16 protein-coding genes are annotated in these 16,935 nt (G+C 35.9%); 9 read left to right on the top strand and 7 right to left on the bottom strand.

Annotated features, from left to right (window positions below; all coding sequences use genetic code 11):
* Positions 1-6 precede the first annotated feature (6 nt).
* A complete protein-coding gene (locus EOJ36_RS05120; protein WP_127803021.1) occupies positions 7-933 on the bottom strand; it encodes a helix-turn-helix domain-containing protein in 927 nt (308 codons plus the stop codon).
* Positions 934-1,256: 323 nt separating this feature from the next.
* Between EOJ36_RS05120 and mreB the strand changes: the two genes are divergently transcribed.
* The 8 genes from mreB (at position 1,257) to EOJ36_RS05080 (ending at position 7,668) form a co-directional block, all read left to right on the top strand.
* Positions 1,257-2,282 carry a rod shape-determining protein gene (gene mreB / locus EOJ36_RS05115; protein ID WP_127803019.1) on the top strand — a complete coding sequence of 342 codons (1,026 nt, stop codon included), beginning with the start codon at positions 1,257-1,259 and terminating at the stop codon, positions 2,280-2,282.
* A gap of 11 nt (positions 2,283-2,293) precedes the next feature.
* Positions 2,294-3,133: a rod shape-determining protein MreC gene (mreC, locus tag EOJ36_RS05110; protein WP_127803017.1), complete on the top strand. Its 840-nt coding sequence runs from the start codon at positions 2,294-2,296 to the stop codon at positions 3,131-3,133.
* Position 3,134: 1 nt separating this feature from the next.
* Positions 3,135-3,641, top strand: a complete 507-nt coding sequence (locus tag EOJ36_RS05105) for a hypothetical protein (protein WP_127803015.1) — start codon at positions 3,135-3,137, stop codon at positions 3,639-3,641.
* An 89-nt stretch (positions 3,642-3,730) separates the two neighbouring features.
* Positions 3,731-4,360 carry a sigma-70 family RNA polymerase sigma factor gene (locus EOJ36_RS05100; protein WP_394342706.1) on the top strand — a complete coding sequence of 210 codons (630 nt, stop codon included), beginning with the start codon at positions 3,731-3,733 and terminating at the stop codon, positions 4,358-4,360.
* A 33-nt stretch (positions 4,361-4,393) separates the two neighbouring features.
* The gene (locus EOJ36_RS05095) at positions 4,394-4,678 is read left to right on the top strand and encodes a hypothetical protein (protein WP_127803013.1); all 285 of its coding nucleotides are present in this window, start codon (positions 4,394-4,396) and stop codon (positions 4,676-4,678) included.
* A gap of 3 nt (positions 4,679-4,681) precedes the next feature.
* Positions 4,682-5,251, top strand: a complete 570-nt coding sequence (gmk, locus tag EOJ36_RS05090) for a guanylate kinase (protein WP_127803011.1) — start codon at positions 4,682-4,684, stop codon at positions 5,249-5,251.
* Entirely contained in the window at positions 5,251-5,823 is a 573-nt protein-coding gene (gene nadD, locus EOJ36_RS05085) for a nicotinate (nicotinamide) nucleotide adenylyltransferase (protein WP_127803009.1), read from the top strand. The genes gmk and nadD overlap by 1 nt, the downstream gene beginning before the upstream one ends.
* Before the next feature lie 15 nt (positions 5,824-5,838).
* Positions 5,839-7,668 carry a ComEC/Rec2 family competence protein gene (locus tag EOJ36_RS05080; RefSeq protein ID WP_127803007.1) on the top strand — a complete coding sequence of 610 codons (1,830 nt, stop codon included), beginning with the start codon at positions 5,839-5,841 and terminating at the stop codon, positions 7,666-7,668.
* Here EOJ36_RS05080 and EOJ36_RS05075 read toward each other — a convergent pair.
* The 6 genes from EOJ36_RS05075 to cysS form a co-directional block, all read right to left on the bottom strand.
* Positions 7,625-8,497 (bottom strand): pirin family protein, encoded by an 873-nt coding sequence (locus EOJ36_RS05075; protein WP_238944411.1) that lies wholly within the window; start codon positions 8,495-8,497, stop codon positions 7,625-7,627. The genes EOJ36_RS05080 and EOJ36_RS05075 overlap by 44 nt on opposite strands.
* A 180-nt stretch (positions 8,498-8,677) precedes the next feature.
* Entirely contained in the window at positions 8,678-10,486 is a 1,809-nt protein-coding gene (typA, locus tag EOJ36_RS05070; RefSeq protein ID WP_127803003.1) for a translational GTPase TypA, read from the bottom strand.
* Between the two features lie 84 nt (positions 10,487-10,570).
* Entirely contained in the window at positions 10,571-12,481 is a 1,911-nt protein-coding gene (dxs, locus tag EOJ36_RS05065; RefSeq protein ID WP_127803001.1) for a 1-deoxy-D-xylulose-5-phosphate synthase, read from the bottom strand.
* Between the two features lie 45 nt (positions 12,482-12,526).
* Complete coding sequence (locus EOJ36_RS05060) at positions 12,527-13,396, bottom strand: rhomboid family intramembrane serine protease (RefSeq protein WP_127802999.1); 870 nt, start codon at positions 13,394-13,396, stop codon at positions 12,527-12,529.
* Positions 13,396-14,139 (bottom strand): rhomboid family intramembrane serine protease, encoded by a 744-nt coding sequence (locus EOJ36_RS05055; protein ID WP_127802997.1) that lies wholly within the window; start codon positions 14,137-14,139, stop codon positions 13,396-13,398. The genes EOJ36_RS05060 and EOJ36_RS05055 overlap by 1 nt, the downstream gene beginning before the upstream one ends.
* A 1-nt stretch (position 14,140) precedes the next feature.
* Entirely contained in the window at positions 14,141-15,631 is a 1,491-nt protein-coding gene (cysS, locus tag EOJ36_RS05050) for a cysteine--tRNA ligase (RefSeq protein ID WP_127802995.1), read from the bottom strand.
* A gap of 118 nt (positions 15,632-15,749) precedes the next feature.
* On the opposite strand from cysS, the gene EOJ36_RS05045 reads away from it, so the two are divergent.
* Positions 15,750-16,928: a hypothetical protein gene (locus EOJ36_RS05045; protein WP_127802993.1), complete on the top strand. Its 1,179-nt coding sequence runs from the start codon at positions 15,750-15,752 to the stop codon at positions 16,926-16,928.
* The last annotated feature ends 7 nt before the right edge of the window (positions 16,929-16,935 follow it).

Here is a 16,935-nt window from a genome sequence, read left to right as displayed (position 1 = left end):
TTTGTTTTATATATTCATCAATGATTCTCTTCGTCTCATTTTTCCTGCCGGAATGCCGAACATCATTTTAAAACGGCGACAGAAATATGCGGTGTCTTTGTAACCCACTTCTGCACCAATCGCACGAATCGATTTTTTAGTTGTACGTAATAAACCAACCGCTGCCTCCATACGTTGGTATTCTATATAATCTTGTGGATTGATACCCGTTAACATTTTGAAGTACTGTCCAACATAATCTTCTGAAACATTTGCAACGTTAGCCAAAACTTTGTTCGAAAGGTCACCACCAATATTGTCTTTAATAAATGCAAAAATATCTATTAAGCGAGGATCTTTGAAATAAGTTGAATTGGTTGCTAATTGCTCAACGAACAAACGATGCGTTATGATATAACGAATAATCTCAATTACGATTTCTTCCGTTTTAATTTTGATAATACGTCCTTTTCCAATAAAGTCGGACATATCTTCCGTTAAAATCTCGCGAATCGTTTGAGCTAATTTATCATCCTTCTTAATTATGAAAGGAGGAATGTCTAAGCTCGTAAAGAAATTTACCGAATCAAAAACTTTGGCTTCAAAAGATACCATACCAAAAGAATTCTCTTGGCTGCCAATCAATTGAGGGTCCATGTTTAAGTCGAAATACAACTCCCTATGTGTTAAAAACTCCTCGTTGTTTACTGGTTTTGGTTTTTCAGAATTACCATAAGTAACACTGATCATTTTACCCCCTGGAATAAACAACATATCACCCTCTTCTACATGGGTTTCTTCTTCACCAAATGAAACTTGCCCTTTGTACAAAATCAAGAGTGAGTTTTCTACATCATAGTAGTTTTTGATTTTGATAGGTTGTAATATTCTAATGTTTCTCGATTTGATAAACTTTACACCTAGGGATTCAATTATTTTGTTATAATCTTCCATTATTTGAAGAAATTTTGGATATATCCTTTATTTTGTTCTGATAAATTTGGACAAAACTAATAAAACACGTAGTAATTCCAAATAATTTAACAGGAAATTTTGTGTTAATTTTTAAAATTATTTTATATTTTATTTGTAATATACCTATAAAACGGGATAGGAGGAGTTTTATTTTATTTTTTTGGTACAATAAGTAAAAATTATAATTTTTTGAGGATTGTACAAATTTGAATGAAAAAAATCAATATGCTGGTAATATTTCGTTATATTTGTTATTCGACTAATTTTGTCGAAATCAAATCTAGATTTTTTATTTTCCGAACATGGGCTTCTTTAATTTTCTTACCAAGGATATCGCAATAGATTTAGGTACAGCAAATACCCTAATTATTCATAAAGATCAAGTTGTAGTTGACGAACCTTCTATTATCGCATTGGATCGTAATTCCAATAAAGTGATGGCGGTGGGTCGCCAGGCAATGTTGATGCACGAAAAAACCAATGATAACATCAAGACAATTCGTCCTTTAAAAGATGGTGTAATTGCCGACTTTACTGCTGCCGAATTGATGATGCGTGGTTTAATCAAAATGATTGATCGTGGAAATTCTTTCTTTTCACCTGCTCTTAGAATGGTGATTTGTATTCCTTCTGGCATCACTGAGGTTGAAAAAAGAGCTGTAAAGGACTCTGCAGAGCATGCAGGTGCACGTGAGGTTTATATGGTCCACGAGCCTATTGCTGCAGCTATAGGAATTGGAATTGATATTGAGCAACCGAACGGTACGCTTGTGGTTGATATTGGAGGTGGTACAACAGAGGTGGCCATTATTTCTCTATCCGGAATTGTAGTTGAAAACTCTATTCGTGTAGCGGGAGATGAGTTCACTCGCGATATCAAAGATTATTTGTTACGTGAACACAAATTAGTTATTGGTGAGCGCTCTGCTGAACAGATTAAATTGCAAGTAGGAGCCGCTTTGCCTGAATTGGATAATCCACCAGCGGATTTTGAAATTCGTGGTCGTGATCAAATCACCGGTATTCCTAAAGAAATTTTAATCAATTATTCAGAAATTGCTTACGCTTTGGATAGCTCAATTACCAAAATTGAAGTAGCAATCATGGAAACTCTTCAAAGAGCTCCTGCTGAATTATCTGGTGATATTTTCCATAATGGTATTCATTTAGCAGGTGGTGGAGCCATGTTGCATGGATTGGATAAAAGAATTGAGAAAAAGACTCAATTGAAGGTTCATGTGGCAGACGATCCATTGAAAGCTGTTGTTCGTGGAACAGGAGAAATCTTGAAAAACCTAGAAAAATATAAGCCGGTTTTAATTAATTAGGGTTTTAAAATATGTACCAATTACTACAATTCCTTATTAGACAAAGAGGGTTCTTTTTGTTTATTGTATTGGAATTAATAAGTATTGGGGCAGTTTTTACCTATAACAATTACCAACACGCTTTCTATTTTAATACAAGCAATTCTTTCGCAGCTAATTTGTTGAGTCAGGTTGAAAAAATTAAAACCTATCACAATTTATTAGAAGTTAATGAGGTCCTTTCCCAGGAAAATGCTCGTTTGCAAAATGAATTGTTTCAATTGCGGAACAAACAAAATGCTCCCAGCGAATTGCCCTATTTTGCTAGTCAGGCTGTTTTAAGGCAGTATCAGTTATCTGCAGCCAAAATAATTGTTCAAAGTACCCATGCGAGTCAAAACTACCTTACCATCGACAAAGGATTTCGTGATGGCATAAGGCCCGGAATGGCAGTAATTTCTTCTACAGGAATTGTTGGGAAAGTGATTTCATGTACCGAAAATCTATCATTAGTGATTTCTGTGTTGAACACTATCAATTCCGTATCTGGTAAAATCAAGAAAAATGGTGAATTAGGTTTCGTCAAATGGTCTGGATGGCAACCCGAAGTGGTTGACTTTATGGATGTTTCCAAATACAAAAAAGTCTCAAAAGGAGATACCATTGTGACATCCGATTATAATTCTGTATTTCCTCGCGACATTCCAATTGGGGTGGTTGCCAAATTGGGCATTAAAGATGATGGAAATTTCCATGATATAAAGGTGCTATTGTTTACCAAATTTAATACCCTTCAATATGTGTATGTTGTTAAAAATACGCTTATTTCTCAACAACAAAAATTAGAGGAGGCAATTCCTAAATCAGAATAAAATGGACTTAAAAGGAAATATAAAGAATATTTTGGTCTATTTGCTGGTGCTTTTAGCTCAGATTTTTTTATTGAGGGACCTTGGGATTGGAGGAAAGGCCTTTTTGTTTCTTTATACTTATATAGTTATCAAGGCGCCAATTTTTACCAATCGAAATTTATTGGTTTTTTTAAGTTTTCTGGCAGGTTGGTTAGTAGATTGGTTTTACGATACCCATGGTTTACATGCATTTTCCTTGGTGCTAATTGCCTATTTGCGACCACTTATTTTCAAAATGTTAACCCCTGCCAATGGCTACGACGAAAGAAGTAAGGTGAGTTTGCGCGAAATGACCTGGCTTTGGTATTTACCCTATGTAAGTATCATGTTATTCATTCACCATTCTGTTTTATTCATTTTAGAAGCCTTCGATCCTTCCTTGTTGGGTTTAAGTTTGCTTAAAATCTTTTTAAGTACATTGTTAGGCCTTGTGACCTTCCTTTTAATTGAGCTGTTTTCAACCGAATAATTAGCCTTTTTGTCAGTTATTTTTTATTTCTACCTTTGGGCATATAATTGCTAGAATAATTTCACGTTATTGTAACAAAGAAAATATAAATGGATACTCCGATAGACATTTTAGAAGTGGAAGAAAAATCCATTGCTCCTGAAAAGGCCAAAGCCTTGTTTGAAAAGGAGTTTATGCCTCATCTAGATGCAATGTATAATTTTGCCTTGCGTCTTACCAATGATGAGGAAGATGCACATGATTTAGTTCAGGATACCTGTTTAAAGGCCTATCGCTTCATTGGCTCTTTTGAACCTGGTACTTATGCAAAGGCCTGGTTGTTCAGAATTCTAAAGAATAATTTCATTAACGATTACCGCAAAAAGTCGCGAGGACCTTCAAAAGTTGAATTTGAATGGGTAGAGCAGGCTTATGTTGGAGAAGAAGATGCAGAACCTGCATTTCAGGCCGACTTAAAGGCTGAAACAGTAAATGAAATGATGGGGGATGAAATCACAAAGGCCATTCAAGCTTTACCTGTCGATTTCAGAATGATAATCATTCTTTGTGATTTAGAAGACTTTAGTTATGAGGAAATGGCAAAGATTTTAAATATCCCAATTGGTACGGTTCGCTCCCGTTTGCATAGAGGTAGAGCCATTTTAAAGGATACTTTGGCTTCTTATGCGAAGAAAAGAGGGTATCAGACTGACAGTTTGTCAGCCAACGGAACTTTTTAAACTTTTTGTATGTTGACTAATAAAAATCCAGAAATGAAAAAGCATTGTGAACATCAGGGAGACTGTATGCAATTGATTCAAAGGATCATTGATAAAGAAGCGACAGCAGAAGAGGAACAACTTTTTTTGAATAAAAAAGAGCAATGCTTGCCTTGCCAAGAAGGCTACCAATTAGAGCAATCTTTGAAAAAGGCCATAAAAGAAAAATGTAGATCTAAATGTCCTGATGAATTATTCAAATCCATAAAGGCAAAACTTTTTATTCTTCTTGCCATAATTTCCATTTTAATTCCTTTATTTTGCGACCAAAATAAATAACATTTGGACGGTAAATTAATTATTTTTTCAGCCCCTTCCGGTTCAGGTAAAACAACAATTGTTAGGGAGCTTCTAAGCAAAAATTCACATCTTGGATTTTCTATTTCTGCTTGTACGCGTCAACCCAGAGGTGCACATGAGCAGCATGGAAGAGATTATTATTTCTTGACCGCAGAAGATTTTCGTCAAAAAATTTCTGAAAATGCTTTTGCAGAATGGGAAGAAGTTTATCCAGGTACTTATTATGGGACTTTGAAATCTGAAATAGAACGTTTATGGTCTTTAGGAAAAACAGTTCTGTTTGACGTTGATGTTAAAGGTGGACTTGCCTTAAAAGAATATTACAAAGATCAGGCATTAGCAGTTTTTGTCCGTGTACCAAGTGTTGAAGAATTGGAAAAAAGATTGAGAGATAGAGGAACTGAATCAGAAGAATCTTTAGCGAAACGAATTGATAAAATGAATTATGAATTATCATTTGCCCCTAATTTTGATTTGATTTTAGTAAATGATAAATTGGATGATACCATAGCAAAAGCCCAACAAATTCTAGAGGATTTTATACAAGACTAATGAAGATTGGCTTATTTTTTGGTTCGTTTAATCCCATTCATCACGGACATTTGATGGTGGCACAAGCGGTGTTGAACCAAACAGATTGTCAACAAATTTGGTTTGTCATTTCTCCCCAAAATCCCCACAAAAAATCTAGTTCCTTATTGCACGAGTTTGACCGTATGGATATGGTGGATGTGGCAATTGCAGATCAATACCAATTTAAATCTTGTGATATTGAATTTAATTTGCCCAGGCCGTCTTACACAATAGATACGCTTGCACACCTTTCTGAAAAATATCCCCAACATGAATTTCGACTGATAATGGGAGGAGATAATTTGGAAAGTTTTAAAAGTTGGAAAAACTTTGATAAGATTCTTGATTATTTTGGGCTAATCGTTTACCCACGCGGAGAGAAAAAACAGTCTGATTTGTGGGATCATTCTTCAGTTCAGGTCATTCAGGCGCCCTTTTTGCATATTTCTGCTACTTATATTCGTGATTGCATCAAGCAGGAAAGGTCTATAAAATATCTACTACCTGATAAGGTAATTGCGCTAATCAAACAGAAAAAATTTTACCTTTAGGCAAAATGCCTAACCGTGAAAAATCTCTTTATTTCCTGCCCCATGTTGCGGGTACTTATTGTTTGGATTATCGGAATATTTGCCTGTAAATTTTTAGATCAACTGGAATTATGGGTGATTCTTGGGTTCCTAACTTTCTTTATTTTGCTTTATGGGATTTTTTACAAACTTCTTTTTGAAAGTTTATTTCTTTTGTTGGGTTTGTTTATTCTTTCAATTATTTTCAATCAACCTTCTTTTGAAAAGAACAGATTAAGTCCCAAAGGTATTGATGCTTTGGTTATTCGGGTTGATGAACCAAGTAAAAGCAAACCAAAATCTTGGGAAACAGTGGCTACCATAACCCAGTATAGAAAAAATAAGCGATGGTTTTTAGAGGAGCGAGTATGGAAAATAAAATGCTATTTCAGTAAAAAAATCAAAGGGCCAAGGGTAGGGCAGATTTATTTACTAGCAGATACTATTCGCGATTTTGAAAAGCCTGTTTTTCCCTTTGAAAAAGATTGGGGCATTTATTTCAAGGATAAAGGTATTGTTGGTTATGTTTTTATGCATGCTAAAAATCAAAAAATTATTCAACCCCTTGAAAGGGTTAATTTTAAAGATTTTTTGAAAAAATACCAAAATTTTGGAATCTCCGCCTTATCTACAATGCCTACCATAGAAAATAGAGAGGTTGCAGAGGCAATGGTTTTAGGAGAAACGCAAGGGATTGATGCAGAATTACAAGAAGCCTATTCGTATTTAGGGGCCATACATATTTTATCTGTCTCTGGCATGCATTTAGCCTTGTTATTTGCCTTGTTGAATGCAATTTTTGCGGCTATTCAAAAGGTGTTTCCATCCTCAAAGTTGTTGTGTTTATTGTTTTTATTGGCTCTACTATGGTTTTATGCTGGTGTTACAGGATTTTCTGCGCCAGTTTTACGGGCAACTTCAACCTTTACCATCTTGCTTTTAGGAAAATATTTCCGGCAAAATATTAATAGTTTAAATCTTTTGGCAAGTTCTTGTTTTCTCTTGTTGCTATTTGAGCCCAAGGATTTATTCCAGACTGGATTTCAACTTTCGTATGTAGCCGTGTTGGGATTACTGCTTTTTCAAAAACCTATTTTGAATCTGTGGCAACCTCAAAAAACTAATTTATTAATTAAAATTTCCTATTTTTTTTGGGAATCTACTGCCGTTGGTATTTCCGCTCAATTACTTACCTTTCCATTGATTATTTATTATTTTCATCAGTATCCAAATGTGTGGATAAACCTTCTGATCAATCCTTTTTTAATGGTATTGTCCTCTTTGGCGCTTTTTATAAGTTTTTTTCAAGTGGCAGTATATGGTCCCTTTTTGTTTTTTAATTTAACTATTTTAAATCAGTGGATGGGCCTTGTTGCCGATTGGATATATGCTAAAATGCATCAATTTATGCTATTTTTTGCTCATTTGAAGTCAGCGGTGTATTCTTTTTTGGATATGGAAATACACGATGTAGTTTTTCTTTATTTACTTTTAATTCTTTTGATACTTTGGATTAAATTTAGAAAAAGCTATCTTTTGCTTTTGTTCAATTTAATGCTTGTATGCGTTGTCTTTACAAATGAATACAAGCATGCAGATCCAAAGCTCCAAAAATTTGTTGGGAAGTATGTATTTAGGAAAGAATTTGTTGAGGTTCAAATTCGGGGTAAACAGATGGCTGTATGGGCAACAAATTCTTTTGTAAAAGATAGAAGATGGTTTTCTTCTCATTTGTTGCCCTTTGCCTCAAAAATGCATATTCAGGATACGATTTTGTACACAATTAATCAGCCAAATAACCAAATTTCCCGTTCTGGAAATCGTTGAAGGCCTCCATTAATTCTTGTCGTGTATTCATCACAAATGGGCCATGCGCCGCAATGGGTTCATTTATGGGTTCACCGCTTAGAACTAATACAATTGCGTCTTCATTGGCTTCAATTGAGAAATCTTCTCCATCTCTTGCCATTAGCACAAAATGGTTTTCTGGGGCATGTTCCGTTTTATTTACTTGAATATCCCCTTCAATGACTAACAAACAGGTGTTGTAATTTGCTGGGAAATTGAAATTGGCTATTTCTTCTTTTTTCAATTTTGCATTCATCATGTGTAATGGTGTGAATGTTGAAGCGGGCCCTTTTTGTCCTTCATACTCGCCAGCAATTACCTCAACTAGGCTTCCATTTGAACCAACAGAAACCTGAGTCATTTGTTTGTTTTCAATAGCCTGATATTTAGGAGCACTCATTTTATCTTTTGCAGGAAGGTTTACCCACAATTGAACCATCTGGAAAATACCTCCTTTTTTTGCCCACTCACTCTCATGAAATTCTTTATGTAATACCCCACTTGCCGCGGTCATCCATTGCACATCCCCTTGTCCAATAATTCCTCCGCCACCAGCACTGTCATGATGCTCTACTTTCCCTTGATAGGCTATTGTAACTGTTTCAAATCCTCTATGTGGATGTACACCCACACCTCTTGGACGGTCTGTAGCTCCAAAATGAAATTTTGAATTATAATCCATCATAATAAATGGACTCATTCGTTGCATATCTAATCCATAATAACTTGGAATGAAATTATGAACTCTAAAACCATCTCCAACATAGTGCGGTTCGCTTGGAGAGGCAACCATTTCTACATTTTTCATTTTCATTGTATATATATTTAATGTAGCAACATTTAATTTTTAAATTTTGTTCCAAATTACATAAAAAAAACCCTGAATGTATGTTCAGGGTTTTTTTACTTATTCTTATTCCCAGGGTTTCACCCCGGGCTACTAAAAGTAAAGTCCTTCGGACTTTGTTGAACTTTCAACTTTTAATTTTTAACTATTCTTCTGCTCATATCTCTTTCTCTCATTTGCATCCAAATAGATTTTACGCATACGAAGAGATTTTGGAGTGATTTCAAGGTATTCATCTTTTTGGATAAATTCCATACACTCTTCTAAAGAGAAGCTCAATTTTGGAGCAATCTTCACGTTGTCATCTGAACCAGATGCACGCATGTTGGTCAACTTTTTAGAGTTTTGAAGGTTAACCTCGATATCGTTTTGGCGATTGTGCTCACCAACTACCATACCCGTATAAACTTCTTCTCCTGGATCGATAAAGAAAACTCCACGATCTTGTAACTTATCTATTGCATAAGGAACTGCTGAACCAGTGTTCATAGAAATTAATGAACCATTGATACGGCCAGGAATAGCACCTTTGAATGGTTCATAGCTGATAAAACGGTGTGCCATGATTGCCTCCCCAAAAGTTGCAGTTAATACTTTAGAACGTAATCCAATTAAACCACGAGATGGAATGTTGAATTCTAAATGTTGTAAGTCGCCTTTTGGCTCCATTATCAACAATTCGCCCTTTCCTTGTGTAGCCAATTCAATTACCTTTCCAGCAACCTCATCTGGTACATCAACTACAAGCGACTCAATTGGCTCTAATTTTTGACCATTTTCGTCTTCTTTGTAAATAACTTGTGGTTGTCCAACTTGTAATTCGTAACCTTCACGACGCATCGTCTCAATCAAAACTGACAAGTGAAGAATACCACGACCAAATACTAAAAATTTATCTTCACTTTCAGTAGGAATAACTTTTAAGGCTAAGTTTTTCTCAGTTTCCTTGAATAAACGGTCTCTTAAGTGGCGAGAAGTTACAAATTTACCTTCTTTGCCAAAGAATGGAGAGTTGTTGATAGTAAACAACATGTTCATTGTTGGCTCATCAATTGCGATACGATCCAAAGGCTCTGGGTTTTCAGCATCTGCTATGGTGTCACCAATTTCGAAATCTTCAATACCCGTAACCGCACAAATTTCACCTGCAGAAACAGACGAAACTTTCACTTTTCCAAGTCCTTCGAAAACATGTAATTCTTTGATTCGCATCTTTTTGATAGAACCATCAGCTTTACATAATGCAATTTGCATGTTTTCTTCTAAGGTTCCTCTTTCTACACGTCCTACAGCAATACGACCAACAAAAGAAGAATAATCTAGTGAAGTGATTTGCATTTGTGGAGTTCCTTCGCTTGCTTTGGCAGCAGGGATGTGCTCTACAATCGCATCCAATAAGGGTAAAATATTTTCAGTTTGAACTTTCCAATCTGTATTCATCCATCCTTGTTTTGATGAACCATATAAACATGGGAAATCTAACTGGTCTTCTGTTGCCTCAAGGTTAAACATTAAGTCAAATACTTGCTCATGTACCTCATCTGGGCGACAGTTTTCTTTGTCTACTTTATTTACAACAACAATTGGTTTTAATCCTAATGAAATTGCTTTTGATAAAACGAAACGTGTTTGTGGCATGGGGCCTTCAAAAGCATCTACTAACAGAATTACACCATCTGCCATACGTAAAACACGCTCAACCTCACCTCCAAAGTCGGCGTGACCTGGGGTGTCGATGATATTGATTTTTACATCTCCGTAACGTACAGATACGTTTTTGGAAACAATTGTAATACCTCTTTCTCTCTCTAAATCATTATTGTCAAGGATTAAATCGCCAAATTCTTGGTTTTCTCTAAAAATTTTAGAGGCGTGAATAATCTTGTCAACTAGGGTAGTTTTACCGTGGTCAACGTGGGCAATAATGGCAATGTTGCGTATGCTTTGCATAAATTTATTTGATAAAATTTAAAGTATTTGCCTTAGCTTCGGCAAATTAAGGTGCAAAGGTACGGAAAATTTCTTTGAAAAGTACTATTTCAATGTTAAAATAGTGTTGGCAATATTTTCGGCATCGATACCGCAGATTTTATACAATTCAGATTGCTCGCCATGTTCAATTACTTGGTCGGGAATACCTAAGCGAGTGATCGGTTTTGAATAGTGGTTATCAATGGCAAATTCAGCAACAGATGACCCAAATCCTCCAGTTAAACAAGAATCTTCAACAGTAATTATCTTTTCAAAAGTTGTGAAAATTTGGTGTAAAAGTTCTTCATCCAAAGGCTTGACGAATCGCATATCAAATAAAGCCGGGTGAACTCCTTTATCAGCAACCATTTCACAGGCTTTTAGGGCTTGGTTGCCAATGTGTCCCATGGTTAATATTGCAATTTTTTCGCCTTCTAAAACCTGAATACCTTTTCCTATTTCGATAGACTTGAATTCCGTTTTCCATTCGGGCATAACACCTTCTCCTCTTGGGTAGCGAATGGTAATGGCTTTTTTCAATTCTTTAAATGAATCTAAAGAAGCAGTGTACATGATGTTTCTTAACTCTTCTTCATTCCTAGGCGCAAAAACAATCATGTTTGGGATACACCTCATGTAAGCGATATCGTAGGCTCCATGATGCGTTCCCCCATCAGCTCCTGCCAACCCAGCGCGGTCTAAACAGAATATGACCGGTAGGTTTTGTAAGCATACATCATGAATGACTTGGTCGTAAGCCCTTTGCATAAATGAGGAATAAATATTGCAAAAAACAGTTAGGCCTTGTGTGGCTAATCCAGCTGAAAAAGTTACCGCATGTTGTTCAGCTATTCCTACATCAAATGCACGGTCTGGCATAGCCTTCATCATGATATTCAAAGAGGAGCCAGATGGCATTGCAGGGGTAATCCCCATAATTTTAGGATTTTTCTCAGCTAATTCTAAGATAGTATTACCAAAAACTTCCTGGTATTTCGGCGCTTGCGGCTTGTCAGAAACCTTTTTGTGGATTTCCCCAGTAATTTTATCAAATTTACCTGGAGCGTGCCAAAGGGTTTGGTCCTTTTCAGCAAGAGAGTACCCTTTGCCTTTGGTGGTAATGCAATGTAAAATTTTGGGGCCTGGGATATCCTTTAAATCCTTTAAAACGGTAACTAAATGTTCTACATCGTGCCCATCTATGGGTCCAAAATAGCGTAGGTTAAAAGACTCAAACAAATTGCTTTGTTTTAAAAGAGATGCCTTTAATCCATTTTCAAGTTTAGAGACAATTTCCTGTGCTGATTTGCCGAATTTCGACATTTTACCCAATAAATTCCACACATCATCCTTCATTTTATTGTAGGTATGTGAGGTGCGAATGTCAGTTAAATATTCTTTTAATGCACCAACATTTGGGTCAATTGCCATGCAATTGTCGTTCAAAATAATCAATAAATTATTCGGAATATCACCGGCATGATTCATGGCTTCAAAGGCCATGCCGGCTGTCATAGAACCATCGCCAATGACTGCAATATGTTGTTTTTCGAATTCTTTTTTGTAATTCGAGGCAACTGCCATTCCCAGCGCAGCGGAAATAGAGGTAGACGAGTGTCCAACCCCAAAAGCATCGTATGGGCTTTCTGAACGTTTGGGGAATCCTGAAATTCCTCCCAATAATCTGTTGGTGTGAAAAACGTCTCTTCTGTCTGTAATAATTTTATGACCATAGGCCTGGTGCCCAACATCCCAAACCAATTGATCTTCAGGAGTTTGAAAAACATAGTGGAGAGCAACAGTTAATTCGGTAACACCTAAAGAGGCTCCAAAATGGCCACCATTTACAGATACATTGTCGATGATGAATTGACGCAATTCTTTGCAGACTTCTGGTAACTCTTTAGAAGCTAATTTTCGTAAATCAGCTGGTGAGTTAATTTTTCCCAAAAGTGGACCTGCTTGAAATTGCATATAGTGTATCTAAATTCTCAAAGGGTACAAAGGTACTATTTTTACTTAATTGTTTTTCTGACTAGCTTTAAATAAGCGTCTTTTTTCAAATTTGCTCAGACTTTCATAACCAGATTTGGAGATTTTTTCTAAAATTTGATTAAGTTCATCTTCCTCAATTTCAGTATCTTCCATAGTAAGTTTTTCAAATTTTTGTGTAGTTTTTTGGGTATGTATTTCCACGAAAACGGTTTCTTTTTTCTTAGGGGTATTGTAAACTATCCAATTTCTTCGAAATTGATATCCATACAATCCACCTAAAATAGCCCCTCCTAAATGGGCCAAATTTCCTCCCGCATTTGCACCGGTTGTTTCAATAAATGACCAAATTACATAAAACAAACTGATGTATTTGATGGGTATCATTCCTAAAAAAGGAAAAGCTACTCGGTAATTGGGTCGGATGGTTGCCGCTGCAACAACAATGGCATAAATTGAAGCAGATGCGCCGTTTAATAAACCTGGGCCTTTTTGAATGAAGTAATTGAAACTATTTCCAATTAATAAATAAAAAATACCACCTGCTAAGCCTCCTAAAAAATACAATTGTACAACTTTTCTTTCAGTAATGAAATCGCTCAATATCGTTCCAAACCAATAAAGAATGGCCATGTTGAAAATGAAATGAAAGATTTCTAAATGGACAAAGAAATAAGTTAGAAGTGTCCAAGGCTTTTGGGCCACTTCAGCGTATTGATTGGACAGCATTAACCATGGTAGTAAGCCTTGGAACGAATCTATGTTTTGACTAATTAAGTAAAAAACTTTTGAACTTATTAATACTAAAAACAACAAGGTATTGGCCAAAATAATTTTCATCATCCCTTGTTGAGGATGATTGAAAATTGATTTTATGTCATACCATATCGAATTCATTAATAAAAATTATTTCTTTTGGTCCCCCAAATTTTTAAAAGTATTACTGCAAAAACCATACCCCCAATGTGAGCAAAATGGGCAACATTGTCGCCAGTTTGATTCTCAATACCCGCATACATTTCATATAAACCATAAAAAGTTACAAACCATTTGGCCTTTATTGGAATCGGAAATGGAAATAAATACATTTCTGAATTTGGGAACAAATAACCGAAGGCCATTACAATTCCGAAAATAGCCCCAGAGGCCCCACCTAAAATAGAAGAGGAAACGATTTCGTTATAATTTTGTTTGACCAGTAGTACATTAGGAAAACCGCCAGGTAAGGGTATTTTGCCAAATTTTGTCCAATAATCTACTAAGTTCTGGCTATTTGGGTCTGAAAGCGCCAAATTAGTGGCTCTTCTCAATTCAGCAAAATCGATATAGTACTGAATTCCCATATATAATAAACCCGCTCCAATTCCACAGAAAAAATAGAAAAAGGTAAACCGTTGTTTTCCCCAAATCTGCTCCAATAAACTACCAAACATATACAATCCAAACATATTACTGATCAGATGCATCAGAGATGAATGGACAAATAAATAGGTGATAATTTGGTAAAAATGGAAATCAGATGATTCAAAATAATGCATTGCCAACAGGTCAGCTGGAATAATGCCAGTAGAGGTTAGCAAGAAAATCAAAACATTGATTCCTAGTAATTTTTTAACGGTGGGTGATATTTGTCTGAACATATTATTCTTCGTAACCCCAATCGGTTGTGTTTTTTAAATCTTTTACTAACAATCCCATTTCTTTGAAATAAGTTCTAATTTCATCAACTTTTTCATAGTTTTTGTGGAATTTGAAATCTTTATATAAACTTAATAAACCTTTGGATAATGCTTCCCAATCAGCAGGCTTTTCTTCCTTTAGACCCAATACATCCTCCATTAAAGTGATGTAATTTGATTTTAATTTTTCAAAGCCTTCCTTACCTAATATAGCCAATGACAATTGTCCTGTATATAACTGATTGATTTTTTTCAACAAATTGAACAATTGTGCAATACCAATTGCGGTATTTAAATCATCGTTCATTCCATCATAAAATCCTTGAATCGCCTGATTGATTTCGATCAAATGCTTGTCATCAAATGCAAGGGTCTCATCTGAAACAAATTCCATTTTGCGAATTATTTTCAAACCGTTTGCCAGCCTTTTGTACCCTTTTTGTGCTGCTTTTAGGGCATCATTTGAGAAGTCTAAGGTACTTCTGTATTGCGATTGCAGCATGAAGAATCGAACCGTCATGGGGCTATAAGCTTGGTCTAATAAAGGATGTGACCCAGCGATTAATTCCGACGGCAAAAATGAATTTCCAAGAGACTTACTCATTTTTTGACCATTTACAGTCAACATGTTAGTATGCATCCAATATTTAACTGGAGCCTGGTCATAAGCACCTTTTGCCTGTGCGATTTCACATTCATGATGCGGAAATTTTAAGTCCATTCCTCCGCCATGTATATCAAATTGAGCGCCTAAATATTTGTGACTCATGCAAGTACATTCAAGGTGCCAACCAGGAAAACCATTTCCCCAAGGTGAAGGCCAACGCATAATATGCTCCGGAGATGCTTTTTTCCATAAAGCGAAATCCAATGGATTCCGTTTTTCACCTACCCCATCAAGATCGCGGGTTTCTGTTAATAAATCGTCTAAAATTCTTCCTGAAAGCTTGCCGTAATCTCCCCCTTGCTTGTTATAGGCTTCAATATCAAAATAAACTGAGCCATTAGACTCGTAGGCTAAACCCTTTTGCAAAAGGATTTGCGTGGTTTCAATTTGTTCAACGATGTGTCCTGTAGCAGTTGGTTCGATACTTGGGGGCAATAAATTGAAGGTTCTTAACACATTGTGAAAGTCGTTTGTATAGCGATACACGATTTCCATTGGCTCCAATTTTTCCAATTTGGCCATTTTGCCAATTTTATCCTCACCCTCATCACCGTCACCCACCAAATGTCCAACATCTGTAATGTTACGTACATAACGAACCTTGTAGCCAATATGGTTTAAATACCTATATAAAATATCAAAAGAAGTAAAAGTTCTGAGGTTGCCTAAATGAACATAATTGTAAACAGTTGGCCCACAAACGTACATCCCAACATGGGGTGCATTTAAAGGTTCAAATAATTCCTTTTCCCTACTTAACGTGTTGTAAATCTTTAATGCTTGCATGTTATTTTCTAAACCTTGTACCTAAATTAGGTGTACAAGAATTAAAATTAATTCATTCTTTTTACGTTGCCAAAAAATCAGCAGATAATCACTTATCTTTGTAGAATTATTCAGAAATATGCGTCTTCAAGAAATAGGTGATAATAAAAAATTGCAAGAAAAATTCATAGAATTCCCTGTGGAACTTTATGCAAATGATGCAAATTGGATTAGACCGCTGGATAATGACATTCAATCCATTTTTGACCCTCAAAAAAATCCACACCTTGAAAAGGGGGAGGCTATTCGATGGCTATTATTCGATGAAAATGAACATGTAATTGGTCGTGTAGCAGCTTTTCATGATGGCAAGGAGGCAAAAGTAGGAGAAATTCCTGTAGGGGGAATGGGTTTTTTTGAGTGTATTGAAGACGAAAAAGCCGCTTTTATCCTATTTGATGCCTGCAGAGATTGGTTAAAGGAAAGGGGAATGGAAGCCATGGATGGTCCGATAAACTTTGGTGAAAGGGATAGTTTTTGGGGATTGATGGTCAAGGGTTGGGAGTTTGAACCCACCTATAAGATGCCTTGGACAAAGAAATATTACATCGATTTTTTTGAGAAATACGGATTTAAAGATTATTTCCAGCAATTGGTTTTTGTTTCGTCAATTAGTCATCCGAATGTAACTGCCGCTGTTGAAGAAAAAGCAAGAAGAATTTTTGAAAATCCCGATTATTATTTTCAACAAATTGAGAAATCAAATTTGCCTAAATATGCAGAAGATTTTAAAATAATTTTTAATGCGGCCTGGGCAAAATTTCCTGGTGTGAAAGCCATGTCTTCCGAGCAGGCACAAAAACTGGTTAAAAAAATGAAGCCAATCATTGACGAGCAGCTTTTGTGGTTTGCCTATACCAAAGAGGGCGATCCAGTCGCATTTTTCATAGTTATTCCAGATTTGAATCAAATCGTTAAGCATTTAAATGGGAAATTAAATGTGTTTGGAATGATTAAATTTTTGTTGCTGAAGGCCAAAGGAGTGCTAACAAGAGCTTGTGGGGTTATTTTTGGAGTTGTACCCGAGCACCAAGGAAAAGGAGTGGAGTCGGCAATTGCATTGAGATTTCGACAAGTTGCCCGTGAAAATCCATATTATCCGTACAAAACTATGGATATGAACTGGATAGGCGATTTTAATCCGAAGATGTTACGATTTGTGTCGCAATTAGGTGCCACAAATGATAAAACATATATTACCTATCGTTTTTTGTTTAACCCCAACCAGGTATTTGAAAGATGCCCACGCGTTGGTTAATTTTAAT

Origin of the sequence: Sandaracinomonas limnophila (assembly GCF_004005965.1) — a bacterium.
Lineage (GTDB): Bacteria > Bacteroidota > Bacteroidia > Cytophagales > Spirosomataceae > Sandaracinomonas > Sandaracinomonas limnophila.
This window is presented reverse-complemented; position numbering and strand designations above follow the sequence as displayed.